The sequence below is a fragment of the Candidatus Allofournierella merdavium genome, from assembly GCF_944382735.1.
In the GTDB taxonomy this organism is placed as follows: Bacteria; Bacillota; Clostridia; order Oscillospirales; family Ruminococcaceae; genus Allofournierella_A; species Allofournierella_A merdavium.
The window spans coordinates 190,712-214,443 of record NZ_CALWND010000002.1 but is presented as its reverse complement, the minus strand read 5'-3'; the positions used below and the strand labels follow the sequence as shown (position 1 = coordinate 214,443).

22 protein-coding genes, 1 tRNA gene, 2 pseudogenes and 1 riboswitch are annotated in these 23,732 nt (G+C 59.5%); of the genes and pseudogenes, 15 read left to right on the top strand and 10 right to left on the bottom strand.

Translation table 11 applies throughout. From position 1 onward, the window contains the following. The first annotated feature begins 11 nt into the window (after positions 1-11). Genes ACH2A7_RS02420 through ACH2A7_RS02405 form a run of 4 tightly spaced genes read left to right on the top strand, consistent with a single transcriptional unit; the run spans position 12 to position 3,444 of the window. Entirely contained in the window at positions 12-1,925 is a 1,914-nt protein-coding gene (locus tag ACH2A7_RS02420; protein WP_394959694.1) for a YgiQ family radical SAM protein, read from the top strand. A gap of 9 nt (positions 1,926-1,934) precedes the next feature. After that, positions 1,935-2,930 carry a ComEC/Rec2 family competence protein gene (locus tag ACH2A7_RS02415; RefSeq protein ID WP_394959692.1) on the top strand — a complete coding sequence of 332 codons (996 nt, stop codon included), beginning with the start codon at positions 1,935-1,937 and terminating at the stop codon, positions 2,928-2,930. Continuing rightward, entirely contained in the window at positions 2,930-3,154 is a 225-nt protein-coding gene (locus tag ACH2A7_RS02410; protein ID WP_394959690.1) for a DUF3006 domain-containing protein, read from the top strand. The genes ACH2A7_RS02415 and ACH2A7_RS02410 overlap by 1 nt, the downstream gene beginning before the upstream one ends. Before the next feature lie 11 nt (positions 3,155-3,165). Continuing rightward, positions 3,166-3,444, top strand: coding sequence for a DUF1294 domain-containing protein (locus ACH2A7_RS02405; RefSeq protein ID WP_394959688.1), 279 nt, complete (start codon positions 3,166-3,168; stop codon positions 3,442-3,444). A 65-nt stretch (positions 3,445-3,509) separates the two neighbouring features. On the opposite strand, the gene ACH2A7_RS02400 is transcribed toward ACH2A7_RS02405, so the two are convergent. Beyond that, positions 3,510-4,262 carry a DUF975 family protein gene (locus ACH2A7_RS02400; protein ID WP_394959686.1) on the bottom strand — a complete coding sequence of 251 codons (753 nt, stop codon included), beginning with the start codon at positions 4,260-4,262 and terminating at the stop codon, positions 3,510-3,512. Positions 4,263-4,424: 162 nt separating this feature from the next. Beyond that, a riboswitch (Lysine riboswitch) is annotated at positions 4,425-4,610 on the top strand. An 85-nt stretch (positions 4,611-4,695) separates the two neighbouring features. On the opposite strand from ACH2A7_RS02400, the gene ACH2A7_RS02395 reads away from it, so the two are divergent. Continuing rightward, positions 4,696-6,462, top strand: a complete 1,767-nt coding sequence (locus tag ACH2A7_RS02395) for a Na+/H+ antiporter NhaC family protein (protein ID WP_394959684.1) — start codon at positions 4,696-4,698, stop codon at positions 6,460-6,462. Positions 6,463-6,605: 143 nt separating this feature from the next. On the opposite strand, the pseudogene ACH2A7_RS02390 reads toward ACH2A7_RS02395, so the two are convergent. Further along, positions 6,606-6,677, bottom strand: a pseudogene (locus tag ACH2A7_RS02390) (zinc ribbon domain-containing protein); the annotation flags it as partial. Between the two features lie 27 nt (positions 6,678-6,704). On the opposite strand from ACH2A7_RS02390, the gene adhE reads away from it, so the two are divergent. Together adhE and ACH2A7_RS02380 are read left to right on the top strand one after the other, a co-directional pair. Beyond that, positions 6,705-9,314 (top strand): bifunctional acetaldehyde-CoA/alcohol dehydrogenase, encoded by a 2,610-nt coding sequence (adhE, locus tag ACH2A7_RS02385; RefSeq protein WP_394959682.1) that lies wholly within the window; start codon positions 6,705-6,707, stop codon positions 9,312-9,314. A 181-nt stretch (positions 9,315-9,495) separates the two neighbouring features. Further along, a tRNA-Ala gene (locus ACH2A7_RS02380) sits at positions 9,496-9,571 on the top strand. 493 nt (positions 9,572-10,064) lie between these two features. On the opposite strand, the pseudogene ACH2A7_RS02375 reads toward ACH2A7_RS02380, so the two are convergent. From ACH2A7_RS02375 to ACH2A7_RS02340, 8 genes and pseudogenes are all read right to left on the bottom strand, one after another. After that, positions 10,065-10,631 (bottom strand): annotated as a pseudogene (locus ACH2A7_RS02375) (recombinase family protein); the annotation flags it as partial. Positions 10,632-10,765: 134 nt separating this feature from the next. Next, positions 10,766-11,038, bottom strand: a complete 273-nt coding sequence (locus tag ACH2A7_RS02370; RefSeq protein WP_394959681.1) for a recombinase family protein — start codon at positions 11,036-11,038, stop codon at positions 10,766-10,768. Then, positions 11,035-11,802, bottom strand: coding sequence for a hypothetical protein (locus ACH2A7_RS02365; protein ID WP_394959679.1), 768 nt, complete (start codon positions 11,800-11,802; stop codon positions 11,035-11,037). The genes ACH2A7_RS02370 and ACH2A7_RS02365 overlap by 4 nt, the downstream gene beginning before the upstream one ends. Then, positions 11,789-13,246: a Gldg family protein gene (locus ACH2A7_RS02360; protein WP_394959677.1), complete on the bottom strand. Its 1,458-nt coding sequence runs from the start codon at positions 13,244-13,246 to the stop codon at positions 11,789-11,791. Before ACH2A7_RS02360 ends, ACH2A7_RS02365 begins: the two co-directional genes overlap by 14 nt. Then, complete coding sequence (locus tag ACH2A7_RS02355; RefSeq protein ID WP_394959675.1) at positions 13,246-14,109, bottom strand: ABC transporter permease; 864 nt, start codon at positions 14,107-14,109, stop codon at positions 13,246-13,248. Before ACH2A7_RS02355 ends, ACH2A7_RS02360 begins: the two co-directional genes overlap by 1 nt. Next, on the bottom strand, positions 14,106-15,104 hold the full coding sequence (locus ACH2A7_RS02350; RefSeq protein WP_394959673.1) for an ABC transporter ATP-binding protein: 999 nt from the start codon (positions 15,102-15,104) through the stop codon (positions 14,106-14,108). The genes ACH2A7_RS02355 and ACH2A7_RS02350 overlap by 4 nt, the downstream gene beginning before the upstream one ends. Before the next feature lie 178 nt (positions 15,105-15,282). Further along, complete coding sequence (locus ACH2A7_RS02345; RefSeq protein ID WP_394959671.1) at positions 15,283-16,518, bottom strand: sensor histidine kinase; 1,236 nt, start codon at positions 16,516-16,518, stop codon at positions 15,283-15,285. Continuing rightward, entirely contained in the window at positions 16,515-17,189 is a 675-nt protein-coding gene (locus tag ACH2A7_RS02340) for a response regulator transcription factor (protein WP_394959669.1), read from the bottom strand. Before ACH2A7_RS02340 ends, ACH2A7_RS02345 begins: the two co-directional genes overlap by 4 nt. 579 nt (positions 17,190-17,768) lie before the next feature. On the opposite strand from ACH2A7_RS02340, the gene ACH2A7_RS02335 reads away from it, so the two are divergent. The 8 genes from ACH2A7_RS02335 to ACH2A7_RS02300 all read left to right on the top strand — a co-directional run bounded on the left by ACH2A7_RS02335 (position 17,769) and on the right by ACH2A7_RS02300 (position 23,726). Next, the gene (locus ACH2A7_RS02335) at positions 17,769-18,392 is read left to right on the top strand and encodes a hypothetical protein (protein WP_394959667.1); all 624 of its coding nucleotides are present in this window, start codon (positions 17,769-17,771) and stop codon (positions 18,390-18,392) included. A gap of 383 nt (positions 18,393-18,775) precedes the next feature. Further along, positions 18,776-18,928 carry a hypothetical protein gene (locus ACH2A7_RS02330; protein WP_394959665.1) on the top strand — a complete coding sequence of 51 codons (153 nt, stop codon included), beginning with the start codon at positions 18,776-18,778 and terminating at the stop codon, positions 18,926-18,928. A 26-nt stretch (positions 18,929-18,954) separates the two neighbouring features. Further along, entirely contained in the window at positions 18,955-19,701 is a 747-nt protein-coding gene (locus tag ACH2A7_RS02325) for a hypothetical protein (RefSeq protein ID WP_394959663.1), read from the top strand. After that, entirely contained in the window at positions 19,685-20,518 is an 834-nt protein-coding gene (locus ACH2A7_RS02320; protein WP_394959660.1) for a sensor histidine kinase, read from the top strand. The genes ACH2A7_RS02325 and ACH2A7_RS02320 overlap by 17 nt, the downstream gene beginning before the upstream one ends. A gap of 194 nt (positions 20,519-20,712) precedes the next feature. Next, entirely contained in the window at positions 20,713-21,423 is a 711-nt protein-coding gene (gene pyrH, locus ACH2A7_RS02315) for a UMP kinase (protein WP_394959658.1), read from the top strand. A gap of 81 nt (positions 21,424-21,504) precedes the next feature. Further along, positions 21,505-22,059: a ribosome recycling factor gene (gene frr / locus ACH2A7_RS02310; RefSeq protein ID WP_394959656.1), complete on the top strand. Its 555-nt coding sequence runs from the start codon at positions 21,505-21,507 to the stop codon at positions 22,057-22,059. Between the two features lie 80 nt (positions 22,060-22,139). After that, the gene (gene uppS / locus ACH2A7_RS02305; RefSeq protein ID WP_394959653.1) at positions 22,140-22,856 is read left to right on the top strand and encodes a polyprenyl diphosphate synthase; all 717 of its coding nucleotides are present in this window, start codon (positions 22,140-22,142) and stop codon (positions 22,854-22,856) included. 27 nt (positions 22,857-22,883) lie between these two features. Continuing rightward, a complete protein-coding gene (locus ACH2A7_RS02300; protein ID WP_394959651.1) occupies positions 22,884-23,726 on the top strand; it encodes a phosphatidate cytidylyltransferase in 843 nt (280 codons plus the stop codon). The last annotated feature ends 6 nt before the right edge of the window (positions 23,727-23,732 follow it).

The window sequence follows — 23,732 nt, the reverse complement described above, 5'->3', positions numbered from 1 at the left end:
GAGACCGCTCCATGCAGCAGGGGACGGAATTTCTGCCGGTCAGCCGCGAGGAGATGGCGGCGCGGGGCTGGGATGAACTGGATTTCGTCCTGGTCACCGGCGACGCCTATGTGGACCATCCCAGCTTTGGCTCGGCCATCATTGGCCGGGTGCTGGAGGCGGAGGGATACCGGGTGGGGGTGCTCAGTCAGCCGGATTTTACCACGCCGGAGAGTTTCAAGGTCCTGGGCAGGCCCCGCTACGGCTTTTTCATCGGCGGCGGCAACGTGGACAGCATGGTGGCCCACTACTCGGTGGCAAAGATCCGCCGCAATGTGGACGAATACACCCCGGGCGGGGTGGCGGGCAAGCGGCCGGACCGCAGCGCCACCGTTTACACCCGGCTGGCAAAGCAGGCCTATCCCGATCTGCCGGTGATCCTGGGCGGCCTGGAGGCCAGCCTGCGCCGCTTTGCCCACTACGATTACTGGATGGACACCGTGCTGCCCAGCATCGCCGAGACCTCCGGCGCGGACCTCCTCAGCTACGGCATGGGCGAGCGGCAGACCGTCGCCATCGCCCGCCGACTGGCGGCGGGGGAGCGGGCCGAGACCATCCGGGACATCCCCGGCACCTGCTACCTGACGGATTTTGCCGGTCTGCCCGACCGCTATGTGGAGTGCGCGGGCTTTGCGAAGGTGAGCGCCGACAAGGCGGCTTATGCCCGCGCCTGCCGCATCCAGATGGACAACCAGGACTCGGTCACCGGCCAGATCATCGTGCAAAAGCAGACAAATCAGTACCTGGTGCAGAATCCGCCCGCAAAGCCCCTCAACCGCAAGGAACTGGACAAAGTGGCCGCGCTGCCCTTCACCCGCCGCTGGCACCCCAGCTACGACACGCTGGGCGGCGTGCCCGCCATCGAGGAGGTGGAGTTTTCCATCATCCACAACCGGGGCTGCTACGGCGGCTGCAATTTCTGTGCCATCACCCTGCACCAGGGCCGGCGGGTCACCAGCCGCAGTGTGGACAGTGTGGTGGAGGAGGGAGAGCTGCTCACCCGGCAGCCCGGCTTCAAGGGCTACATCCACGATGTAGGCGGCCCCACCGCCAACTTCCGCCTGCCCAGCTGCAAAGAGCAGATGACCAAGGGAATGTGCCAGGGCGGCAAAAAATGCCTCGCCCCCAGCCCCTGCCCCCACCTGATCGTGGATCACACGGAGTATCTCTCGATGCTGCGGCGGCTGCGGCAGCTGCCCGGCGTCAAAAAGGTGTTCATCCGCAGCGGCATCCGCTACGACTACCTGATCTGGGACAAAAACGACGAGTTCTTCCGGGAACTGGTGGAGCACCATGTGTCCGGCCAGCTGAAGGTGGCCCCGGAGCACTGTGCCCCCAATACCCTGAAGTATATGGGCAAGCCTCCGGTGGAGGTGTTCAACAAATTCTCCGCCAAGTTTTATGAACTGACCAGAAAGGCGGGCAAAAAACAGTATCTCGTGCCCTACCTGATGAGCAGCCACCCCGGCAGCACCCTGAACGACGCGGTGATCCTGGCGGAATATCTCTACAAGCACAAGATACGCCCGGAGCAGGTGCAGGACTTTTATCCCACGCCGGGCACCGTCTCCACCTGTATGTTCTACACCGGTCTGGACCCGTACACCATGAAGCCAGTCTTTGTGGAAAAGACGCCGGAGGGCAAGGCGCTGCAGCGGGCTCTGCTGCAATATTACGAGCCCCGCAACGCCGAAAAGGTGGTCAAAGCCCTGCGCAAGACCGGGCGGGAGGATCTCATCCCCCTGCTGGCGCCCACCTGGAAGCCGAAGCATGACAAGCGGCCTGCTGCACCCGCGCCCCGCGGCAAAGAGAACCGGCCGACGCGGAGTGTACAGCAAGGACGCTTTACACCCAATTCCAAGCCGCCCCGCAAGGGCAGAAAGTAACGCGCGCTCATGGCAAAACGCAGATCATCGCGCCGCCGCAGGCGCAAAATCAAACTCACTCCCTTTCAGGCCGTGGTGTTCTCGCTGGTGGGCCTCTGCCTTGTGCTGGGGCTCTACGTCAGCGTGGGCAGCGGCGCAGGGGTCGCTCCCTCCTGGCAGGAGATCTACACCGCGGTGGGCCTTGCCGACCCGTTGCCGGCCACCGATCTGCCCGCAGAGACCGACGCGGTGCACTTCATCGACGTGGGCCAGGCGGACGCCACGCTGCTGCAAAGCGGCGGGGAATACTGCCTGGTGGACGCCGGCGACACCGACAGCGAGCAGGCGCTGATGAACTATCTGGAACAGCGGGGCGTCACCCGCCTCAAACTGCTGGTGATGAGCCATCCCCATGCGGACCACATCGGCAGCATGGCGGCGGTGCTGCAGAATCTGGAGGTGGAGCAGGTGCTGCTGCCGAACTTTGAAAAGGCGCCCTATCCCACCACCCGTCTGTTCGAGACGGTGATGCAGGCTGTGGAGGACAGCGGCGCGGCGGTGTATACCGCAAAAGAGGGACAGAGTTATCCCGTGGGCGGTGGCAGTCTCACGGTGCTGGCCGCCGGCGTGGAAACGGACAACTACAACGACCTCTCCCAGCTGCTGCTGTTTGAGAGCGGTGAGCTCTCGGTGCTGCTCAGCGGCGACGGGGAAAAGCCGGTGGAGCAGGCGGCGCTGGAGGCGGGCGTGGTCCCGCAGGCGGACGTGTTCAAGGCGGCCCACCATGGCTCCGACACCTCCAACACGCTGGAGTTTTTGCGGGCAATCCGCCCGCAGTATGTGGTGATCAGCTGTGGGCTGGGCAACAGCTACGGCCATCCACACGCCGGGCCGCTGGAGCGGTTTGAACAGGTGGGCGCGCAGGTGCTGCGCACCGACCAGGACGGCAGCGTTGTGATCGCGGCCACCGAAGGCGGCCTGCAAAGTTATACCGCCAACGCCGAGCAGGTAAAGGAGGCCGCCTGATGGAATACATCGTGGATCGCTTTGAAGAAGGCTTTGCGCTGCTGGAGCCCTCGGAAGGGCCGTTCCGGGTGGAACAGGTGCCCCGCGACCGGCTTCCGGCTGAGACCCGGGAGGGGGACGTCATCGTGCGCGAGGGCGAACGCTGGCGGGTGGACGCAGCCGCCACAGCGGCGCGCCGGGAGCGGCTGCGCCGGCGTTTTTCCGCGCCGAAGCGTCCCGGCTGAGGAGAGACGGAATGGAGTTGCAGTATCAGTTCTTTCTTATCTATTTGGGAGCGGTCAACCTGCTGGCCTTTGTTTTTTGCGGCTGGGACAAACGGGCCGCAAAGCGCGGCGCGCGCCGGATACCGGAGCGCAGGCTGCTGGCCCTCTGCGCGCTGGGCGGCAGCCCGGCCTTTCTCCTGGGTATGACGCTGTTCCATCACAAGACCCGCAAGCCCAGGTTTGCGTGGGGCGTGCCGCTCATTTTGGCGGCTCAGATGGCCTTGTTGGTGCTGATCGCCCGCTGCCTGTAAAAAAACCTCCCGCTGCCCGGCAAACAGGCGGCGGGAGGTTTTTTCGTGAAAGGACAGGGGCGACTTTAGCGCTTGGGGTAGACCGCGAAGCCGGAGAGTTCATCCTCGCCGGTGATGCCCAGGGCGAAGGCCTTGGCCCGGGAGGCGGCGTAGAGTTCCGCCATGGTGGCGTATACATAAGGCATCAGGAAATAAAGGCCCAGTCCGCAGGTGAGCAAGCCCAGCAGATACCAGCCGATGAAGGAAAGCTGCAGCACGAAGATCTCCATCTTTTCGCCATTGCTCATGGCTTTGCTCAGTTCTTTGGCACGCTTGTAGCTCAAATAGGGGTTTTCCGCCAGCAGATAGGGCACATACACCAGCTGATAGCTGCGAACGATGCCGGGAATGATGAACAAAAGGGAGAAGCCGAAGATCTCCAGCCAGAGCAGCAGCATGTTTTTTGCCACATTGAGGTACTGGGCCTTGTCCCGGAAGGTGGAAAAGATGGTGTCGATGGGGGGATAACCGGCCCGGTTTTCCATCATGTAGCGTATGCCGCCCACCGAGAGCGGGGAGGACACAAAGGCGTTGAAGATGACCATAACGACGATCAGCAGCAGATAGATCAGAATTATGCCGGCCACATAGGCGCCCGGCGAGTTGATGGTGGCAAAGGCCACAAAGATGGTGGGCACCAGGATCAACACATAGGACAGTGCACTGGCAACGGCGCTCACGCCCAGGGTGATCAGCAGCCATACCAGGAATACACGCCAGTAGCTGCCGGCCAGCACCCGTTTGGCGTTTTGTTTGAGCAATTTGCGAGACCAAAACATTTGAATGATTCCCTCCCTTGGGCAGACACTGCCATGGGTCAGCGCTCCCCAGCGATATTTTCTTCAGTATAGCACAGAACGGTTTTATTTTACAGAAAATTGCAATTTATTTCACATGTCTTGTTGACTTTTGAGAAAATAGGCTTATCATTAAAGCGTATAAAGCATGATAGAGGCGCGGGTGTCAAGAGTACGGTTCTCCCACAAAAACAGGCAGGGGGAGCGGGGAAGGGGCATTCGCCGAGGTGCGGTGTGTTTCGCCTGTGGAGCAGCCGTGCCGGGCTGTGGGATAACATCCCCCGGACTGTCGCCGCCGTTGGGATACGGCGGCGGGGCGCTGTCGTGAATTCAGCCGTTTTTACTGCGGGTATCGGTATGAAGTCATGGCACGGTTCATGGCTTCATTTTTATTATGCAGGAGGGTAAAAACGTCATGAGAAAAACACTGTCACGCATTCTGCCTTTTGCGGCGATGCTGCTGGTGCTGCTGGTGCTGCTCAGCGCCACGGCGTTTGCGGCGGGCGACCCCACCGAGGAACCGGGCACCAAGATGATCGAATGCCCCGACTGCGGTACCCTTGGCATCTGCACGCAGTGCTACGGGCTGGATCCCGCCTGTGAAGCCTGCGGCGGCACCAATGTGTGTGCCACCTGCGGCGGCACCGGCTATGTGACCTCGCCCAGCCGGTTCTTCAACACCGTGTGGTCGTTGCTGCCGCCGGTCATCGCCATCGCCCTGGCGCTGATCACCAAGGAGGTTTACAGCTCGCTGTTCATCGGCATCGTGGTGGGCGGGCTGCTCTATTCCAACTTCCAGTTTGAGACCACCGTGCTCCATGTGTTCAACGACGGCATTGTCGCTTCGGTGACCGACAGTTACAACATGGGCATCCTGATCTTCCTGGTCATTCTGGGCGCCATGGTGTGCCTGATGAACAAGGCGGGCGGCTCCGCCGCCTTCGGCCGCTGGGCAAAGGCGCACATCAAATCCCGCGTGGGTGTGCAGCTGATGTCCATCCTCCTGGGCGTGCTCATCTTTATCGACGACTATTTCAACTGCCTGACGGTGGGCAGCGTGATGCGCCCCATCACCGACAAGCAGAACATTTCCCGGGCAAAGCTGGCCTACATCATCGATGCCACCGCCGCGCCGGTGTGCATTATCGCGCCGGTGTCCTCCTGGGCGGCGGCGGTGTCTGCTTTTGCGGAGGATGGCCAGGGCTTCAGCCTGTTCCTCCGGGCGATCCCCTATAATTATTACGCGCTTTTGACCATTGTGATGATGGTGGCGCTGGTGCTGCTGCGGGTGGAATACGGCCCCATGGCAAAGTTCGAGCGGAACGCCGTGGAGAAGGGGGACCTCTTCAGCGGGTCCAATCCCTATGCCGACAGCGATGACGATGTGAACGAGACCAAGGGCTCGGTGATGGATCTTGTGCTGCCGGTGCTGGTTCTGGTGGTGTTCTGCGTGATCGGCATGATCTACTCCGGCGGCTTTTTCTCCGGCGTGGGCCTTGTGGAGGCGTTCTCCGCGTCCGACGCCTCGGTGGGCCTGATGCTGGGCTCCGCCTTCGCGCTGATCGTCGCGTTTGTGTACTATATGGTGCGCCGTTCCATGACCTTTAAGGAGATGATGGGCTGCATCCCGGAAGGCTTCAAGGCCATGGTGCCCGCCATCATGATCCTCACCTTCGCCTGGAGCCTCAAGGGCATGACCGATTCCCTGGGCGCCAAGTACTTTGTGCGTGACTTTGTGAGCCAGAGCGCCGCCGGGCTGCAGATGCTGCTGCCGGTGATCGTCTTTGTGGTGGGTTGCCTGCTGGCTTTCTCCACCGGCACCAGCTGGGGCACCTTCGGTATCCTGATCCCCATCGTGCAGGGCGTGTTCTCCATGGATAACCCCATGGCCATCATCTGCATCTCCGCCTGCATGGCCGGCGCGGTCTGCGGTGACCACTGCTCTCCCATCTCCGACACCACCATTATGGCCTCCGCGGGCGCCCAGTGCGACCATGTGAACCATGTGTCCACCCAGCTGCCCTATGCCATCACCTGCGCGGTGATCTCGGGGCTGACCTATCTGGTGGCCGGCCTGCTCACCCACTTCGGCGCGCCGGGCGTGCTGGCGCTGCCGGTGGGCATCGTGATGATGCTGGGCACGCTGCTGTTTATCCGGCGGCGGGTGGGCACCATCGGCTGAGCAGCCCGGACCAAGGCACATAAACTTCCCAAAACGCCCGCGGAGCAAATGCTCCGCGGGCGTTTTTTTTGGCAATGTGCACCTTACACAAAAGTGTGTTATAATATTAACAATCTTTGGACAACCGCCTCATTGTTATTTCATTAACGATACGGTATGATAATGGCAGGGCAAACAGCTGCAGGCGGGAACAAAACGCTCCCGCACCACGCACATCACGCCTGAAAGGACGGAAGATTGCAATGGCAGACAAGAAACCTGTAGTGGAAACGACGAAAAACGACGTGCAGGTCATGATCGACGAACTGGTGGCAAAAGCCCAGGTTGCGCTGAAGGAGTTCATGACCCTGGACCAGGAAAAGGTGGACAACATCGTTCACGAGATGGCGCTGGCCGGCCTGGATAAGCATCAGGAACTGGCGCGCATGGCGGTGGAGGAGACCGGCCGCGGCGTGTACGAGGACAAGGTCATCAAGAATATGTTCGCCACCGAATACATCTGGCACGACATCAAAAAAGAGCGCACGGTGGGCATTCTGGAAGAAAACGATATGGAAGGCTATGTGGAGGTGGCCGAGCCGGTGGGCGTGATCTGCGGCGTGACCCCCACCACCAACCCCACCTCCACCACGCTGTTCAAGTGCCTCATCGCCATCAAGACCCGCAACCCCATCATCTTCGGGTTCCACCCCTCGGCCCAGAAGTGCAGCGCCGAGGCGGCCCGCATCGTCTACGAGGCGGCGGTGAAAGCCGGCGCGCCGAAAAACTGCATCCAGTGGATTGACAAGCCCAGCATCGAGGCCACCGGCGCTTTGATGAATCACCCGGGCGTGGCCACCATCCTCGCCACCGGCGGCCCCGGCATGGTGAAGGCGGCTTACTCCTGCGGCAAACCGGCGCTGGGCGTGGGCGCGGGCAACGTGCCCTGTTTCATTGAAAAGAGCGCCGACCTGCACCAGGCCTGCACCGACCTGATGATGTCCAAGACCTTTGACAACGGCATGATCTGCGCCTCTGAGCAGGCGGTGATCGTGGAGAAACCCATCGTCAAGGAGTTCGAGGCCTACATGAAGGCCAACAACTGCTACTTCCTCACGCCGGAGGAGACCGAGATCCTCACCAAGTATATGTTCCCTGACCCGACAAAGGGTGTGTTCGCTCCGGTGGTGGGCAAGAGCGCGAACTGGATCGCCGAACAGGCGGGCATCAGCGTGCCGGAAAAGACCAAGATCCTCATCGTGCCGCTGCCCCATCCGGGGGTGGAGCATCCGCTGAGCAAAGAGAAGCTCAGCCCGGTGCTGGCCTATTTCGTCTGCAAGGACAAAGAGCAGGGCTTTGAGTACGCCAACAAGATGCTGGAACTGGGAGGCTTGGGCCATTCCGCGGTCATCCACACCGGCAGCAAAGAGATCGCCGACGAGTACGGTGTGGCCATGAAGGTGGGCCGCATCATTGTGAACAGCCCGTCTTCTCAGGGCGCGATCGGCGACATCTATAACACCAACACTCCGTCCCTGACCCTGGGCTGCGGCAGCTACGGCAAAAACTCGGTGAGCCAGAACGTGACCACCGTGAACCTCATCAACAAAAAGCGCATCGCCAAACGGAGGGTGAATATGCAGTGGTTCAAGATCCCGCCCAAGATCTATTTCGAAGAGGATTCGATCCAGTACCTTGAAAAGATGGAGGGGATCAGCCGCGCGTTCATCGTCACCGACCCGGTGATGGTGCAGCTGGGCAACGTGGACAAGGTGCTGTACTACCTGCGCAAGCGGGAGCAGTACTGCCACAGCGAGATCTACTCCGACGTGGAGAGCGACCCCAGCGTGGAGTGCATCATGCGGGGCGTGGAGGCCATGCGCGCCTTCCAGCCGGACGTGATCATCGCCATCGGCGGCGGCAGCGCCATCGACGCGGCCAAAGGCATGTGGCTGTTCTACGAGCACCCCGAGACCAGCTTCGACGGCCTGCGCCAGCGCTTTATGGATATCCGCAAGCGCGCGTTCAAGTTCCCCAAACTGGGCACCAAAACCAAGCTGGTGGCCATCCCCACCACCTCCGGCACCGGCAGCGAGGTGACCAGTTTCTCGGTCATCACCGACAAATCCAACGGCAACATCAAGTATCCTCTGGCGGATTACAGCCTCACCCCGGACGTGGCGATCATCGATCCCCAGTTCACCTACACCATGCCCCGCAGCATCGTGGCCGACACCGGCCTGGACGTGCTGACCCACGCCATCGAGGCCTATGTGTCGGTGATGGCCAGCGATTACACCGACGGCCTGGCCCTGCATGCCACCGAGATGGTGTTCACCTACCTGAAAGCCTCTTATGACGGCGACAAGCTGGCCCGTGAGAAGATGCACAATGCCAGCTGCATTGCCGGCATGGCTTTCACCAACGCCTTCCTGGGCCTGAATCACTCGATGGCGCACAAACTGGGCGGCGAATTCCACATCCCCCACGGCCGCGCCAACGCCATCCTGCTGCCCTTCGTCATCGCCTACAATGCGAAGAAACCCACCAAGTTCGCCGCGTTCCCGAAATACAAGGAATATGTGGCCGACAAGCGTTACGCCAAGCTGGCCCGGCGCTGCGGGCTGTGCAATGTGGGCACCGATACCTACGAGGCGGTGGATTGCCTGATCGCCGCCATCCAGAAGCTGATGATGGAGACCGAGCGTCCCATGACCATCAAGGCCTGCGGTGTGTCGGAAGAAGAATTCCTGGCCAAGGTGGACGAACTGTCCTACAAGGCGTTTGAGGACCAGTGCACCACCGCCAATCCCGTGTATCCGCTGGTGAGCGAGATCAAGGAGATCTATCTCCAGGCGTACTACGGCAAATAAGCGATCCTCCTCCTTCTGTTGGGGCAGGCGACCGACCCGATGAGGGCGGCCGCCTGCCTTTTTGACGGGGATACCGCCTGGAATTCCAATGCGGACACCGGCGCGAAAATTTTTTTGAATCCAAAAAAATGTCTTGACTTTTGCGCGAAAATGCTTTAAATTAGATAAGGCAATCACACACGGGCCTGTAGCTCAGTTGGGAGAGCGCTGCGTTCGCATCGCAGAGGTCAAGGGTTCGAATCCCTCCAGGTCCACCATACGCACATTAGACGAACCCCCATCCGCGGAGATTGCGTCTAATGTAACCATTTCTTGACCGTTCTGCACATTCAGCAGAACGGTCATTTTTTGTGTTCCATCATCATTGTCGTACAGATACACACTGTTTACCAGAATATCGATAAGATAGCGGTTATACTCTGGGCTTTCAATGTTTCCGTGAATAAAATTCTCAAAGAAGAATGTCACTTCCTCCACCGATGGGATTCGGTGGAGGATTTTTTCTTTTGCAATTTCAGCCTCCAGCTGTTTTTTCTGCGTTTCCCGTTCGTCAAGACGATCCGCCAGTGCAGCTGTCGTTCTTCCTGCTTCAATAAGTGTTAACAGATTTTCGATGGCATGATTGACTTCTCGAAGTTCAGCCGTAAGCCGAAGAAGCTTCCCGTTGTCCTGCGCATCATTACAGCATTTTACAACCGCTTTAGCCAACTTATGGATATTGTTTTGAATCAAAGTCTTCTTCACTACATCCACAACAAGAGACTCAAGTACACTTTTGGAAATGTACTGCTTCGTGCAGGAATGATGTTTGTATCTGGCACAGCAGGCATAATACTGGTATTTTCTTCCTTTTGTCTTGGATGTACCTGAAACACCGGACATCGGGCTTTGACAAATCCCGCAAAAGAGTTTTGTAGTAAGTAAATATTGCTCTTCTTCACCCTTCGTCCGTGAAGGTGCTTTTTTGTTCTTCTCTATTTGCATCTGAACAGAATCGAAAAGGGCTTTATCAACAATTGCAGGAATGCGAACACCTATATCTTCGCCCTTATAAAGAAGGATGCCAATATACCGTTTGTCAGTTAAAATGCGGCGCATACCGGTAAGAAGAAATGAATTCCCTTTGCTGTTCTTAAAGCCCTTTTCGTTCAATTCTCGTGTTATTTCTGCCATGGACTTGCCCTCACTGTAACGCTGAAAGATCAGTCGTACAATAGGCGCTTCTCCTTCATCTACGACCAAGTGCTTATCAATTACTTTATATCCAAGCGGTCGCTGTCCTCCTGAAATCTGACCTTTGAGAGCAGATTTGTACATTCCGTCCATAACCTTTTCAGCCAGCTCTACAGAGTAGGCTTCATTGCTGCCAAGCAGGACTCCTTTAATAATAGAGGAGTGCGCACCCTTTGGAATTTGTTCTGTGGCTGAAATCAAAACCGCGTTGTTCTTCTTCAAGAGGCAGCATGGTCATCCATGTTGCGGGCGAATCGATCATAGCGCCAAACAAGAACCACGTCGAACTGATGACGGGAACTATCATAAATCATTTTTTGAAAATCGGGTCTGGCGTCGCTTTTCCCGGTCTTTTTCCGATCAATATAGCTTCCTACAATCATCATGTCATTATGGACTGCATAGTCCATGCAAATTTCAATTTGCCGTTCAATGCTTTCTTCCCTCTGCCGGCTACTGGAATACCGGGCATATATCACAGCCTTTTTCATTTTGTCTCCTCCAACAATTGCTTCCACTTGCTTTTCAAGCGTTCGCCAAAGTTCTCGACTGACTCGCATTCGATCTCCCAATTTATGCGATATGGATTGACTCCTCGACCTGAAAGCTCATCCAATTTAGCGTTTTTTTGTGCTTCATATTTTTTTGTTGCAGTTTCAAATTCTTGTCGAGCCCATTCGACCCAAGCGTCATATGCTTTCTGCATCCTCTGTACCTCGGCATCAGAATCAGTTTTCATGGAACGCAGATTATTCAGCTTTCGGTTATGGTATTGCCTTAAATAGCGGTATTTGCGATAGTACGAACTTTTGCTGTTGCTTTTTTCAATGTCATCGTCTTTACATTTTTTGCTGCAATAGACTTTGTTTTTGTATCCAGCCCGGAAAGCTGTTCTGCAAGTTGGACAAATACAAACTTTTTTCACGCTGTCGGCCCAGAAGAATGTGTGGTAAAAATCGAGCGCAAGGTAATCGTACAAAGACTTTACAGCATAGACCTGCATCACTTCCCCGTCCAGCAAAACAAAGGAAACGTTAAACCTGTTCGGCACAAATACGGTGCGATCGTTTTCATCTGATTCACAATGAGTAAACAAGTAGGCAGCCTGCTGAAACCTTTTTGCATCATCATTTTCCGTGCCAGGATGAGCAGATAGCGCAACATGCAGATCGGAGTAGTGCAACACGCAGACGGTGGCGATGCACACGGCCACCAGCACGCCGAACAGGATATACAGCCGTTTAGCCCGCTTCATTCTGCTTCTTCCTCCTCTTCAAGATAACATACACGCCCACCCCCAGGTATCCGATGGGGAACACGCCGATCATCAGGATCTTCAGCAGCGAGGCGGTGGAGCCGCTGATGGACAGATAGTTGTAGTTCAGCGATTTGCTGCGGATGGCCATGGCCTCGGTCTCGCCGATGAGCGACGAGAGGGCATTCATGGCAAGGTCGGAGTTGGAGCCGGAGGACAGCGCGTTGTACATATCGTCCAGGAACGCCGCGGAGGAGAACCAGATGATCTGGCCGTCGGTGCCGCAGGTGATGGACACCGCCAGGGCAAAGGGCCCGTCGATGTCGCCGTCCTCCTTTTCGTAGGTAGTCAGGTCATAGCCGGCGATCTTGCTGAAGGCGGCGTCGGAGGTGGTGAGCAGTTCGGTAACGTTGTCGCCGGCGCTCTCGGTGACCAGCAGGCCCTGGGAGATGGGCATGTTGGGATAGTAGTGCTCTTCGATCAGCGGATCGGTGATGGCGCTGCTGTTCATCTGCGGCAGCAGCACATAGGGCTGAGCGGTGTAGTACGCCCGGTCGCCCTCCACCACGACGCCGTCGCAGGTCTCCACGCCGTAGTCCGCCAGCAGGCTGTTCAGATTGGTCAGTTCGCCGTCCTGCACAGGCCCGGCGATGACCAGCAGCTTGCCGCCGTTTTCCGTGTAGTCGGCCAGCATCGCCTTTTCCTCCTCGGAGATGTCGGAGGAGGGCTCATAGATCATCACGCAGTCGGCGTCCTCGGGGACGGCGTCCACCGTCAGTAGCGACAGGGTGTTCTGCTCGATGTTCTCCTTTTCAATCTGGTCGCTGAAGGTGGCGGGCAGGTCCTGTTCGCCGTGGCCCTCCAGCAGATACAGCTGGGGCAGTTCGTCGGTGACCACATAGTCGATGGCGGAGGTGATGGCTCCCTCGCCGTCAAAGGAGGTGCTGTAGGAGTAGGAGTAGATATCCGTCTCCTGCACATAGATGTCGTCGTAGGCGATGTAACGGCTGCGGTCGCCGCACTCCACCACCAGGCTGTTGTTCTGCACCGTCTCATCGGTGTACTGCTCGGCAAAGGTGGGGTAGACGTCCGGGTTCTTCTTTACCACGGAGATGTGGTCGGAGAGGCTGTCGTATTTGCTCAGCAGCGTCTCGATCACATCGTCCTCCGCGCCGGACTGGACGATCCAGTAGATCGTCACATCCTCCTGCAGGGCGTTCACCACCACCTTGGTGTTGCTGGTGATGGAGTAGAGTTTGGAGGCGCTGATGTCGTACCGGGTCATGGAGGCGGGCAGCGCGCTGACCAGCACATTCACCGCGATCAGGATGGCCAGCAGGATCGCCGCCACGGCAAGGGAGTAGCTGCCGCCCTGAAAGGCAAGGCGGCTGGCCGCGCGGCCGGCCCGGTCCTTCCCGGCGGAAAAGAGATTCCAGCGTTTCATCAGTTGTACCTCCTTTTTTCAAGGGACTGCACCGTCAGAAACAGGAAGAAGGCAGCCACAGACAGATAGTAGACAACGGCCGTCAGATCGAACACGCCGCTGACAAAGGTGGTGAACCGGTCAAACAGCGAGAGCTGTTTCATGATGTTGGGCAGAAGGCCCTCGAACATCGTGTAGTCGGTGAAGTAAACCACCGCCACCAGCGCGAACAGCACGATGCACACTCCCACGGCGAACGTTTCATTTTGGGTCAGGTGCCGCACAACCGCACCCAGGGCCAGGATGAGCACCACCAGGGCGAGCACCGAGCCGAAGGCGGTGCTGGAGACATACTCCGAGAGGCTGACGCTGTAATAATTGAACAGGATCACGGCGATGCTGATGCCCGCCGCGAGGCCCTGGTTGTCGGTCAGCGAGGAGATGAAGATGCCGATGGCGATGAGGGCCGCGCCCATGATGAAGATGGCCAGCAGCGACCCGTAGCTGGTGGGAAGATACACGTCGCCGAACTGGGCAAAGATCAGCGGGTAGAGGCAGATGATGGCCAGGGGGATGAGGTAGACGGTGAGCAGGGCCGCATACTTGCCCAGAACCACCTGGGTGGTGGTGATGGGCAGGGAATAGAGCAGCTGGTCGGTCTTCTGCCGGCGCTCCTCGGCGATCACCCGCATGGTCAGGATGGGCACGATCACCACGAACACGATGTTGCCGAAGCTGAGCACATACTCGAAATTGCTCACCGCGGCTTGCAGGTTGTAGAGCATGGAACCGAACCCCACGATGGCCAGCAGGAACGCGCCGAACACATAGGCGGTGAAGGAGTGAAAATAGTTCCTCAGTTCATGTTTCAATACGGCGGTCATTGGTCGTTCGCCTCGCTTTCTGCGGAAGGTTGGCCGGCTTCGGCCGGCTCCGGGGCGGGGGCGCCCTCGGTCAGTTCGATGAAGATGTCCTCCAGGCTGGCCTTCTTCAGGTTCAGTTCAAGAAGGGGCAGCTCCCGCTTTGCAAAGGCGAAGAACAGTTCCCGGGAGGTGTCGTAGATGTTTTTGGCGTTGGTCTGCATCTGCGCGCGCACCAGCCCGTCCTCCGGCTGCGAGATCTTCACGTCGAAGACGTTGGGCACACCGGCCAAAATGCTGCGCACCTGGTCGGTGCGGGCGTCGGTGGTAAAGGCGATCTCGCTGGTGCCCAGCAGGCTGCGCTCCAGCCGGTCGGGCGTGTCGAAGGCCACCAGCCGGCCGTGGGCGATGATGAGGATCTTCTCGCAGATGGCCTGTACCTCCGAGAGGATATGGGAACTGAGGATGACCGTGTGCGTCTGCCCCAGCTGGCGGATCAGATCGCGGATCTCGATGATCTGCAAAGGGTCCAGGCCCACGGTGGGTTCGTCCAAGATGATGACCTTCGGATTGCCCAGCAGCGCCTGGGCGATGCCCACGCGCTGTTTGTAGCCCTTGGAAAGCGCCGAGATGCGCCGGCCTTTCACTCCCTCGATGCGCACCTGCCGCATCACACTCTCCATCTGCTGCGCCAGTTCCTCACCCCGCAGCCCCTTGGCCTCGCCCACAAAGCGCAGGTATTCCTCCGGCGTCTCGCTCATGTAGAGAGGCGGCTGCTCGGGCAGATAGCCGATCAGGCGCTTGGCCTTGTCCGCGTCCTCGAAGATCTCAAATCCGCCGATGGAAACGTGCCCGCTGCTGGGGGACAAGCACCCGGTCATAATGTTCATTGTGGTGGTCTTTCCCGCGCCGTTGGGCCCGAGGAAGCCGTACACATGGCCCTCGTCGATCTCGAAGGAGAGATCGTCCACCGCCAGAAAGTCGCCGTAGTACTTTGTCAGATGCTCAACTTTTATCATGGAGTGACCTCCTTGCTCTGCGTTTTAGCGGCTGTGCGCCGCCGTTTGCCGTGACAAGTATAGTGCCCCATCCTAAAGCGGCGCTAAAGAAATCGGTGAGGATTTTCCGAAAAAAGGAGGGGAGGCCGCAGCGCGGCCTCCCCTCGCAAGGTGCATGATCCGAATATTCCCCGGCGGGTCAGCGCTCTTTCAGCTCCGCCCGAAACCCGAAGACACCCTCCTTTTTATAAGCGGTGAGGGTCCCGCGGTGCTTTTTTGCGATGGACTGGGCGATGGACAGCCCAATGCCGAAACTTCCCGTAAAGGTGCGCGCCTTGTCGGCTCGGTAGAAGCGGTCGAACAGGCGCTCCAGTTCCAGTTCGTCCACCGCGGCATAGCTGTTTTCCACCGTGAGCACGGGGTGATGGCGGCAGCGCAGTTCCACCCGTATCTCGCCCCCGGCGTCGCAATATTTCACCGCGTTGTCCAGCAAAATGGCCGTCAGGCGGCGCAGAAGGGCCTCGTCGCCGCGGCAGTGAATGCCCGGCGCGATCCCGGCGGCAAGCACTTTGCTCCGGTCGGCGGCGAGAGACTCAAACTCCGAGACGGCGTCGCCCGCCACCGCGCTGAGGTCCACGTCCGCCAGCGCCAGGGGCGCGTCGCTCTCGTCCATGCGGCACAGGGTCACCATCTGGTTGATGAGCAGCCCCATGCGCTCGCTCTCGCTGCGGATATCGTCCAGCCACTCGTTTTTGCCCATCTCCGACTCCACGATGTCCAGATTGGAGAGGATGAGGGTCAGCGGGGTCTTGAGTTCATGGTTCGCGTCGGTGATGAACTGCTTTTGCTTTTCATAGCTTTCCGCCACCGGCCGCACCGCCCGCTTGGAGATGACGACGGTGAGCGCCAGGATGAGGCAGGCGCTGCCCAGCAGCACCAGAAAGGCGGTGAGGAGCAGCCGGCCGGACATGCTGCGGTTCATGCTGCCGTTCACGAACACAAGGGTGGAGCCGCTGTCAGTCTCAACAACGCGATAACGGTAGTCCGACACCCAGCCCCGCGGGGTCTGTTCCGCCAGAGCGGCGGCGGCGTAGTCCTCCACCTGCTCCTCCGAGATGGAGGAGACGGAGTTGATGTTGACCCGGGTGATCCGGCCCTGGGCATCCATCCAGACGGTGAAAAAGCGGGTGCTGAACCGGGTCTCCTCGGTGATGATGTCGTCAAACGGGAAGGGGCGTGAGGGCTTGTCTGGATCGCCCGGCTCAAAGTCCGGGAAAACGCCGTCGTTGAAGGAGATGGCGTCGGTAAGGGTGTCCATCGTGCGGTCCAACTGGCGGTTGCTGAAGTAGACCAGCAGCAAGAAGATGCCGGTGAACACCACACAGATGGAGACGGCGCTGGTGAGGATGAACTTCTTGCGCAGACTCGCGATCATGCCCGCACCTCCAGCAGATACCCCGCGCCCCGCACAAAGCGAATCTCCAGCGGCGCGTTCAGGGCGTTGATCTTTTTGCGAAAGTTGGAGATGTGCACCCAGATCACGCTGGTGTCCACATTGGTGTCCCAGCCCCAGAGATGGGTGATGAAGCGCTCGGTGGCGATGATGGTGCCGGGCGTCTGCATCAGCATCTCAAGCAGCTGGAACTCCTTCCCGCTGAGGGACTGCTCCCGGCCGCCGCAGCTCAGCTGATAGGTGGAACGGTTCAGCGTGACCGGCCCCAGACACAAAAGATCGGGCAGGTAATTGTCTTTGCGGCGCAGCATGGCCCGCACCCGGGCCAGGAGCTCCGCGGTGGAGAAGGGCTTGGGCAGGTAGTCGTCCGCCCCGGCGTCCAGCCCCTCCACCCGCTGCGATACCTCCGAGCGCGCGGTGAGAAACAGCGCGGGCGTGGTGATGCCCGCCGCGCGCAGGGCTTTGAGCACGCTCACGCCGTCCAGCCCGGGCATCATGATGTCCAGGACCATGCCGTCGTACTCCACCGTCTGCCCGTGGGCCAGCGCGTCCTCCCCGTTGGAAACGCCGTCCACACTGAATTTGTTGCTCTCAAAAATATGGGTCAGTGTCTTCAAAAGGCGGGGATCGTCCTCCGCTACCAGCAAGCGCATCGCCGCACCTCCCTGATCTTTTCCATCGACAGGATACCACCTGCCCCTAAAGGCAGCCTAAAGCAGGCGCCGTTATTTTTCATTGTAACATTCCGCCCGGGCGCGTCAAGGGCGGCAGAGCACTTGCCACAGGGCTTTCACAGGAACTTTACCGACTGTTCACAACCTCCTTTAGCGGTGCTTTAGACCGCTTTGGTATCCTTGTCTCACAGGATAAATCACTCCTCAGCACGGGATTTTCCGTGGCCGGCCGTCTGCCGGCAGAAATCCCCACTGGCGCAGGCACAGTATCTGCGGCTATGCGGCGGGCCGATGCCGGGGCAGACGCCCCGGATGAGCCGACGGCCCGGCGCTTTGGCAATAGCGGCACAGTGGTTTATATAGGAACACTCAAGCGCAGTTCATCAGGCGAACTGCGCTTGAGACAAGTTTGGAGCAAGGCGGACCGCAAAAATCTTTACAATTTCCACAAAACCGCCACAGCCGGCTTTAGCGCCGGTTTAGCCGGCGGGGGTAGGATGTTCCCGTCGGAAGAAATTCCGAACATACATGATGGACGAATGAATGGAGGGAAAAACCATGAAACATACCACAAAACAGATCGCCCTGTGCCTTGCAGCCGCTCTGGCGAGCGTCGCCGTCTTGACCGCCTGTTCCGGCGGTGCCGAGAGCACTGCGCCGGCGAGCGGTTCCACCGCCTCCGCCAGCGGTTCCGGCAGTGCCGCCCATGAGGCGAGCCAGGAGACCGTGATGGGCATGGTGAGCTATGTCGGGTCTGATTACATCAGCATGACCCGGTACACCGGTGGTGAGGAGGCGACGGATTATGCCGCTCTGGATGTGTCCGGCCTGACCGCCACCCAGGAGACCGTGAGCGTGGACACCACCGACGCCACCGAGTACCTGAAGGCGGAGTCCGGAATGCTCAGTGCCGCTGCCCGGGAGGATGTGACCACCGGCGCGTTTATCGTCTCCACCTATGACGAGAACGGAACGCACCAGATCATCCTGCTCCCCGCCGCGGCTTCGTCCGACGAAAGCACGTCCGGCAGCGCGGCGGAAAACACGGAAACGGACAGTACCGCGTCCGTCTCCGAAGCGCAGGAGAGCGCCTCCGCCGCTTCGGGTGAGCAGGAGAGCGCTTCCGTGGCTTCCGGCGAAGGGGAGGCGGCCGACGCGTCAGAATCCGCCGTTTCAGAGTGACCGGGCCTGGACCTCGAACTGCACATGCCCCGTCAAAGGGCCGCGCGCTGTGGAAAAACCACGGGCCGCGGCCCTTTTTCCTTTTCCCCATTGCGGACGTGGGAGATGATGGCCCGTCTTGGGGCCGTTATGGCTCCGGGCGCCGACATCGGCCCCGCGCGGGGCGCGACGGAAAACGACGGATTTTTATCATTGCATTTCTCGCCGTAATTCGATACCATTGTATTGATAAATATACAGAAGGGACCGGAGACACAGTGAAGATCGTCAAGCGATACCAAAGAGACAGAGTATTCTCACAGCTTGGTCGGCTGCAGAACGCCCATCGGATCCGATATTCACTGCTATTCTCGCCCGGGCGGACGGCAACGTATGAGATCCTGGTGGATTCGGCAAAGCAGCGCAGCCACGAGACCCGGGCCGTAACGGGACTGTGCAGACAGAAAGCGCGCTGGATCCTGGAGTATCTCTATGAGAACGCTGTGCCGGCGGAACATTGGCGGGATGTTCTGGACGATCTGCTGGCGCAGGTCTGAGGCAAAAAGGAAAGGTGTGACTTGCGTTGGGCGGACCGACACGCAAATGGGAGAAAATTCTTATCCTGGAATCTTCTGCCGTGCTTCAGCGCCGGCTTGCGGCGGGGCTGGAACAGTTGGACCAGACCTGCGTGTGCTTTCAGCGCGCGACAGCATTGCTGCGGTACATCAGCATGGAGCTCTCGCCAACGGTGGTGGTCGCGGATTGCTTTGTGCCGGATATGGATCTCTTTTCCTTTCTGAAACGGTATACCGAACAGGCGGGGACGCATACGGAAAACCGGCTCATCCTGACCTGTACCGAGACCTACCCGCCGCCGGAACTGAGGGCGCAGATATTGTCAAACGGCGCGGATTATTATATGATAAAACCATACACCGCACAAATGCTGCTGGAAAGCATCCAGCATCTGTATTCACCGGCTGTTCCGGCCCGTATGGCAGGGGTACATCCCGACATTGTGGACTATCTCCGCAAGCTTGGGCTGCCTCTGGAACACATCAGCTTCTGGTACATTGCCAGCGCTGTGCAGCTGGGGGTGAACGCCAATTCGCCCCTGCCGCTGAAATCCCTGTACATCGAACTCGGGCGTATCTACGGCGTCAGCCCGCAGGGAGTGGAGAGCGGTCTGCGGCGGATGGGCAAAACGTTGACCCGGCTGGGTGTGTTCAGTGAAGCGCCCAGTTCAAAACAACTGGTGGCCACCCTGGTGAGCGCATTTTTGCGGGAAAGATCGGAAAGCCGGGATGATGAGTATGCCGTCAAGCCATGAACCGGAGCTTCTGCTACGGGAAGAACAGCGAAAAAATCTTTTGTGCGGCGGCCTTGCCGGTGAGATCCAGCAGGTCGCCCAGGGGATCATGCTGGCCCGCGAGACGGTGGAACTGCAAACCCGCGACGCCCTGCCGGAGGGCTACGCCCGGTTCATCGGGCCCGCCCTCGCGGACATGGACGTCTGTGTGCGGTATCTGAGTTACATCGCCGAAAATCTGGCCGATCTCACCAGCTGCGGCCAGGGGCGGCTCACGCCCCGGCTTCAGCCGGTGGAACCGGCGTGGCAGTGGGCCCAGATGATCGAATTGGTCAACGAAACGACACCGGGAGGCGAACGGGTCGCCTGGGCGTGCGGCTGCCCCGCGGGGAAGTTCGTGCTGGCGGACCAGGCCTGGGCGGACAAGGTGCTTCTCAACCTGCTGATGAACGCGTTGCGCTACACCGAAGGGCCTGTGCAGGTGAGCCTTCATCCGGAGGGCGAGGGGCTGTGCCTTACGGTAAAGGATAAGGGGCCCGGCATCACACCGGAGCGGATGGCCCGTTTGTTCGAGCCGTTTTCCGATGACCCTTCACGCAGCGGGGAGCGGCACGGGCTGGGGCTTGGGCTGTATCTCGCGCGGGAGTACTCGCTGGTAATGGGGTGGAAATTCCAACTGGAAAGCGATCCGTCCGGAACCTGCGTCCGGCTGGATATTCCCGCCACCCCGCTGCAAACGGCGGGGCACACGGCGCTGCGCAGCACCTCGCGCAGCCTTGCATTGCGCGCCCAGCAGGCAAACCGGCTGCGCAACGCCCAAAGCGGCCTGCTGCTCTGAGGGCGGACCCGAACAAAGAATCTCCGCAAGGCGGCCTCCCCGGGCAGGGGGAGACCGCCTTGCTTTTTGACTGCCGGCATGGGCGGCCCGTTTTTTAATTGTTTACAAGAATGGGGTTTTATTGTAAAATATAAGCAATATAATAGATACAGATCGGGTGTCCGAACTGTACGGATACAGGCGGTGTTTTGAACGTGGCAACCAGATACAAACGCATCCTGCTCAAGGTGAGCGGCGAGGCCCTCGCCGGCGCCAGAGGCGCGGGCTTTGACGACGAGACCATGCGCGCCATCTGCGGCGGCATCAAACAGGCCCATGAACTTGGCGTACAGATCGGCATCGTGGTGGGCGGCGGAAACTTTTGGCGCGGCCGGTCCAGCGGCGCGATGGAGCGCACCTGCGCGGACAAGATCGGCATGCTGGCCACGGTGATGAACTGCCTGGCCCTGGCCGACGCGCTGCGCCAGGCGGAGGTGCCCGCGGTGGTGCAGACCTCCATCGTAATGCCCCAGATCGCGCAGGTGTTCACCCGGGACGAGGCGGTGGCGGCCATGGAGGAGGGCAAGGTCGTCCTCTTCGGCGGCGGCACCGGCTGTCCCTTCTTCTCCACCGATACCGCCAGCGCCCTGCGCGCTATCGAGACCGGCTGCGACGTCATGTTCAAGGCCACCATGGTGGACGGTGTGTATGACAAGGATCCCAAAAAGCACCTGGACGCTGTGAAGTATTCCACCCTTACATTCAGTGAGGTGCTGGAAAAGAAGCTTGCCGTGATGGACGGCACCGCCGCCACCCTCTGCCGCGAGAACGGCCTGCCCATCCTGGTGTTCGATCTGGCCGACCCCGCCAACATCGCCCGCGCGGTGCGGGGCGAGGAGATCGGCACGCTGGTGCAGGAAGCCTGATCCGTTGCAACCATTCCCCGCAAGATCGTAAAAAACGTACCCTGAGCCTGACGGCTGGAAAACAAAAAAGGAGCTTTGGATATGAGCGAATTTACAAAACCCTACGAGGAAAAAATGGACAGCGCGCTGCACCATCTGGACAAGGAACTGGTGGCCATCCGCGCCGGCCGCGCCAACCCGGCCATTCTGGACCGCGTTACGGTGGACTATTACGGCAGCCCCACCCCCATCAACCAGATGGCCGCGGTGGCGGTGGCGGAGGCCCGCATCCTCACCATCACTCCCTGGGATCCCTCGCTGATTCACGCCATCGAGCATGCCTTGCTGGTGAGCGACATCGGCATCAATCCCACCGATGACGGCCGTGTGATCCGCCTGGTGTTCCCCGCGCCCACCGAGGAGCGCCGCCGCCAGCTGACCAAGGACGTGCAGAAGCTGGGCGAGGAGACCAAGGTCGCCGTGCGAAATGTGCGGCGTGAGGCGATGGATAAGCTGAAAGCGCAGAAGAAGAACAGCGAGATCACCGAGGACGATCAGAAGCATCTCGAGGAAGAGATGCAGAAGATCACCGACAAGTTCGTGAAGCTGATCGATAAAGCCTGCGAAGAGAAAAACAAGGAGATCATGGAGATTTGATCTCGGCGTGACCACAAGGGCCGAGCCGCGCAGCGTTGGATGCGAAGCGCGGCCCTTTATTTGTGAAAGGAACATTTCGTATGCAGCAGTCCATTCAGGAACTGGCCAAGGGCCTGAGCATCGGCATCATCATGGATGGCAACGGCCGCTGGGCCAAGCGGAGGGGTCTGCCCCGCACCGCGGGCCACAAAAAGGGCGCGGAGGTCTTTCAGGACATCACCCGCTACTGCAACCAGCTGGAGGTGGCTTCCGTCACCTTTTACGCGTTCTCCACCGAGAACTGGCGCCGCCCGCAGGACGAGGTGAGCGCCATCATGAAGCTGTTCGGTGAATACCTCATCAAGGCCTTCGATTACCAGAAGGAGAACAACCGGGTGGTGTTCCTGGGCGAGCGCTCGGTGCTGGAACCCAAGCACCAGAAACTGATGAACGAGATCGAGGAAAAGACCGCCGGCAACACCGGCATGACGCTGAACATCGCGGTGAACTACGGCGGCCGGCCCGAGATCGTGCGGGCGGCGCAGCAGCTGGCGCAGCTTGTGAAAGAGGGAAAGCTGGAGCCTCAGGACATCACCGAGGCGATGATGAGCGACCACATGTACACCCGCGGCCAGAAGGATCCGGATTTCATCCTCCGGCCCAGCGGGGAAAAGCGGCTGTCCAATTTTATGCTGTGGCAGGCCGCCTATGCCGAACTGGTGGAGATGGACGTTCTCTGGCCGGATTTCACCCGGTCGGATCTGGACGCCGCAATTCTGGAATTCTGCCACCGTAACCGCCGCTTCGGCGGCATCTGAGCGGGGCCGAAAAGGGGAGACACTTGCATGAAAACGAGGATCATCACATCGATTTTCGGCTTGATCCTGCTGGCGATCGTGCTGTGCTTGTTCAATACGCCGGTTTTTGAGATCGTCGTGGCGCTGATCTGCCTGATCGCCGTGCATGAAATCTACAAGGCCTTTGACCTGGGCAAGCGCGGGCCGTGGATCTTCGGCGGCTTTGCGGTGTACACCGTGCTGCTGATCCTGTCCGCTGCCGCGCCGGAAAAACTGTTGATCGCTCCCGTCAGCTTTGTTTTTGTACTGTATCTGGCGATCTGCCTCATATGGTTTAACCAGAACCTGAATGTCGCCCGTCTCAGCGGGGTGTGCGCCGTGGGCGCGGTGGTCTGGTCTGCCTTTTACGCGCTGGTGTTCATCAAGGCGCGGTTGCCGGTGGATGTGTACGGGTATGAGGCGGTGTATCTGATCCTGATGGCGCTGGCCTTCGCCTGGGGCGGCGACACCTTCGCCTACTTCACCGGGCGCAAGCTGGGCAAGCACAAGCTGGCGCCGCTGGTGAGCCCCAACAAAACCGTGGAGGGCGCCATCGGCGGCATCATCGGCTCCGGTGTGGTGGGGGTGCTGTGCACCCTCGTCGCCCGCGCCGTCACCGGCCACACGGCGGGCAGCATGTTCGGTTACATCACCGTGTTCGTGCTGGGCATGGGGTGTTCGGTGCTGGGCATTCTGGGCGATCTGTTCGCCTCGGCCATCAAGCGCCAGCTGGGCATCAAGGACTACGGCACCATCTTCCCGGGCCACGGCGGCATCATGGACCGGTTCGACAGCGTGCTGTTCATCACGCCGCTGCTGTCGCTGGCCGTCTGGTCCCGCACCATGATGTAAATTCGA

Coding starts and splice junctions, on each gene's coding strand:
- ACH2A7_RS02420 (WP_394959694.1), top strand. CDS start 12: ATGCAGCAGGGGACGGAATTTCTGCCGGTCAGCCGCGAGGAGATGGCG.
- ACH2A7_RS02415 (WP_394959692.1), top strand. CDS start 1,935: ATGGCAAAACGCAGATCATCGCGCCGCCGCAGGCGCAAAATCAAACTC.
- ACH2A7_RS02410 (WP_394959690.1), top strand. CDS start 2,930: ATGGAATACATCGTGGATCGCTTTGAAGAAGGCTTTGCGCTGCTGGAG.
- ACH2A7_RS02405 (WP_394959688.1), top strand. CDS start 3,166: ATGGAGTTGCAGTATCAGTTCTTTCTTATCTATTTGGGAGCGGTCAAC.
- ACH2A7_RS02400 (WP_394959686.1), bottom strand. CDS start 4,262: ATGTTTTGGTCTCGCAAATTGCTCAAACAAAACGCCAAACGGGTGCTG.
- ACH2A7_RS02395 (WP_394959684.1), top strand. CDS start 4,696: ATGAGAAAAACACTGTCACGCATTCTGCCTTTTGCGGCGATGCTGCTG.
- adhE (WP_394959682.1), top strand. CDS start 6,705: ATGGCAGACAAGAAACCTGTAGTGGAAACGACGAAAAACGACGTGCAG.
- ACH2A7_RS02370 (WP_394959681.1), bottom strand. CDS start 11,038: ATGAAAAAGGCTGTGATATATGCCCGGTATTCCAGTAGCCGGCAGAGG.
- ACH2A7_RS02365 (WP_394959679.1), bottom strand. CDS start 11,802: ATGAAGCGGGCTAAACGGCTGTATATCCTGTTCGGCGTGCTGGTGGCC.
- ACH2A7_RS02360 (WP_394959677.1), bottom strand. CDS start 13,246: ATGAAACGCTGGAATCTCTTTTCCGCCGGGAAGGACCGGGCCGGCCGC.
- ACH2A7_RS02355 (WP_394959675.1), bottom strand. CDS start 14,109: ATGACCGCCGTATTGAAACATGAACTGAGGAACTATTTTCACTCCTTC.
- ACH2A7_RS02350 (WP_394959673.1), bottom strand. CDS start 15,104: ATGATAAAAGTTGAGCATCTGACAAAGTACTACGGCGACTTTCTGGCG.
- ACH2A7_RS02345 (WP_394959671.1), bottom strand. CDS start 16,518: ATGATCGCGAGTCTGCGCAAGAAGTTCATCCTCACCAGCGCCGTCTCC.
- ACH2A7_RS02340 (WP_394959669.1), bottom strand. CDS start 17,189: ATGCGCTTGCTGGTAGCGGAGGACGATCCCCGCCTTTTGAAGACACTG.
- ACH2A7_RS02335 (WP_394959667.1), top strand. CDS start 17,769: ATGAAACATACCACAAAACAGATCGCCCTGTGCCTTGCAGCCGCTCTG.
- ACH2A7_RS02320 (WP_394959660.1), top strand. CDS start 19,685: ATGCCGTCAAGCCATGAACCGGAGCTTCTGCTACGGGAAGAACAGCGA.
- frr (WP_394959656.1), top strand. CDS start 21,505: ATGAGCGAATTTACAAAACCCTACGAGGAAAAAATGGACAGCGCGCTG.
- uppS (WP_394959653.1), top strand. CDS start 22,140: ATGCAGCAGTCCATTCAGGAACTGGCCAAGGGCCTGAGCATCGGCATC.
- ACH2A7_RS02300 (WP_394959651.1), top strand. CDS start 22,884: ATGAAAACGAGGATCATCACATCGATTTTCGGCTTGATCCTGCTGGCG.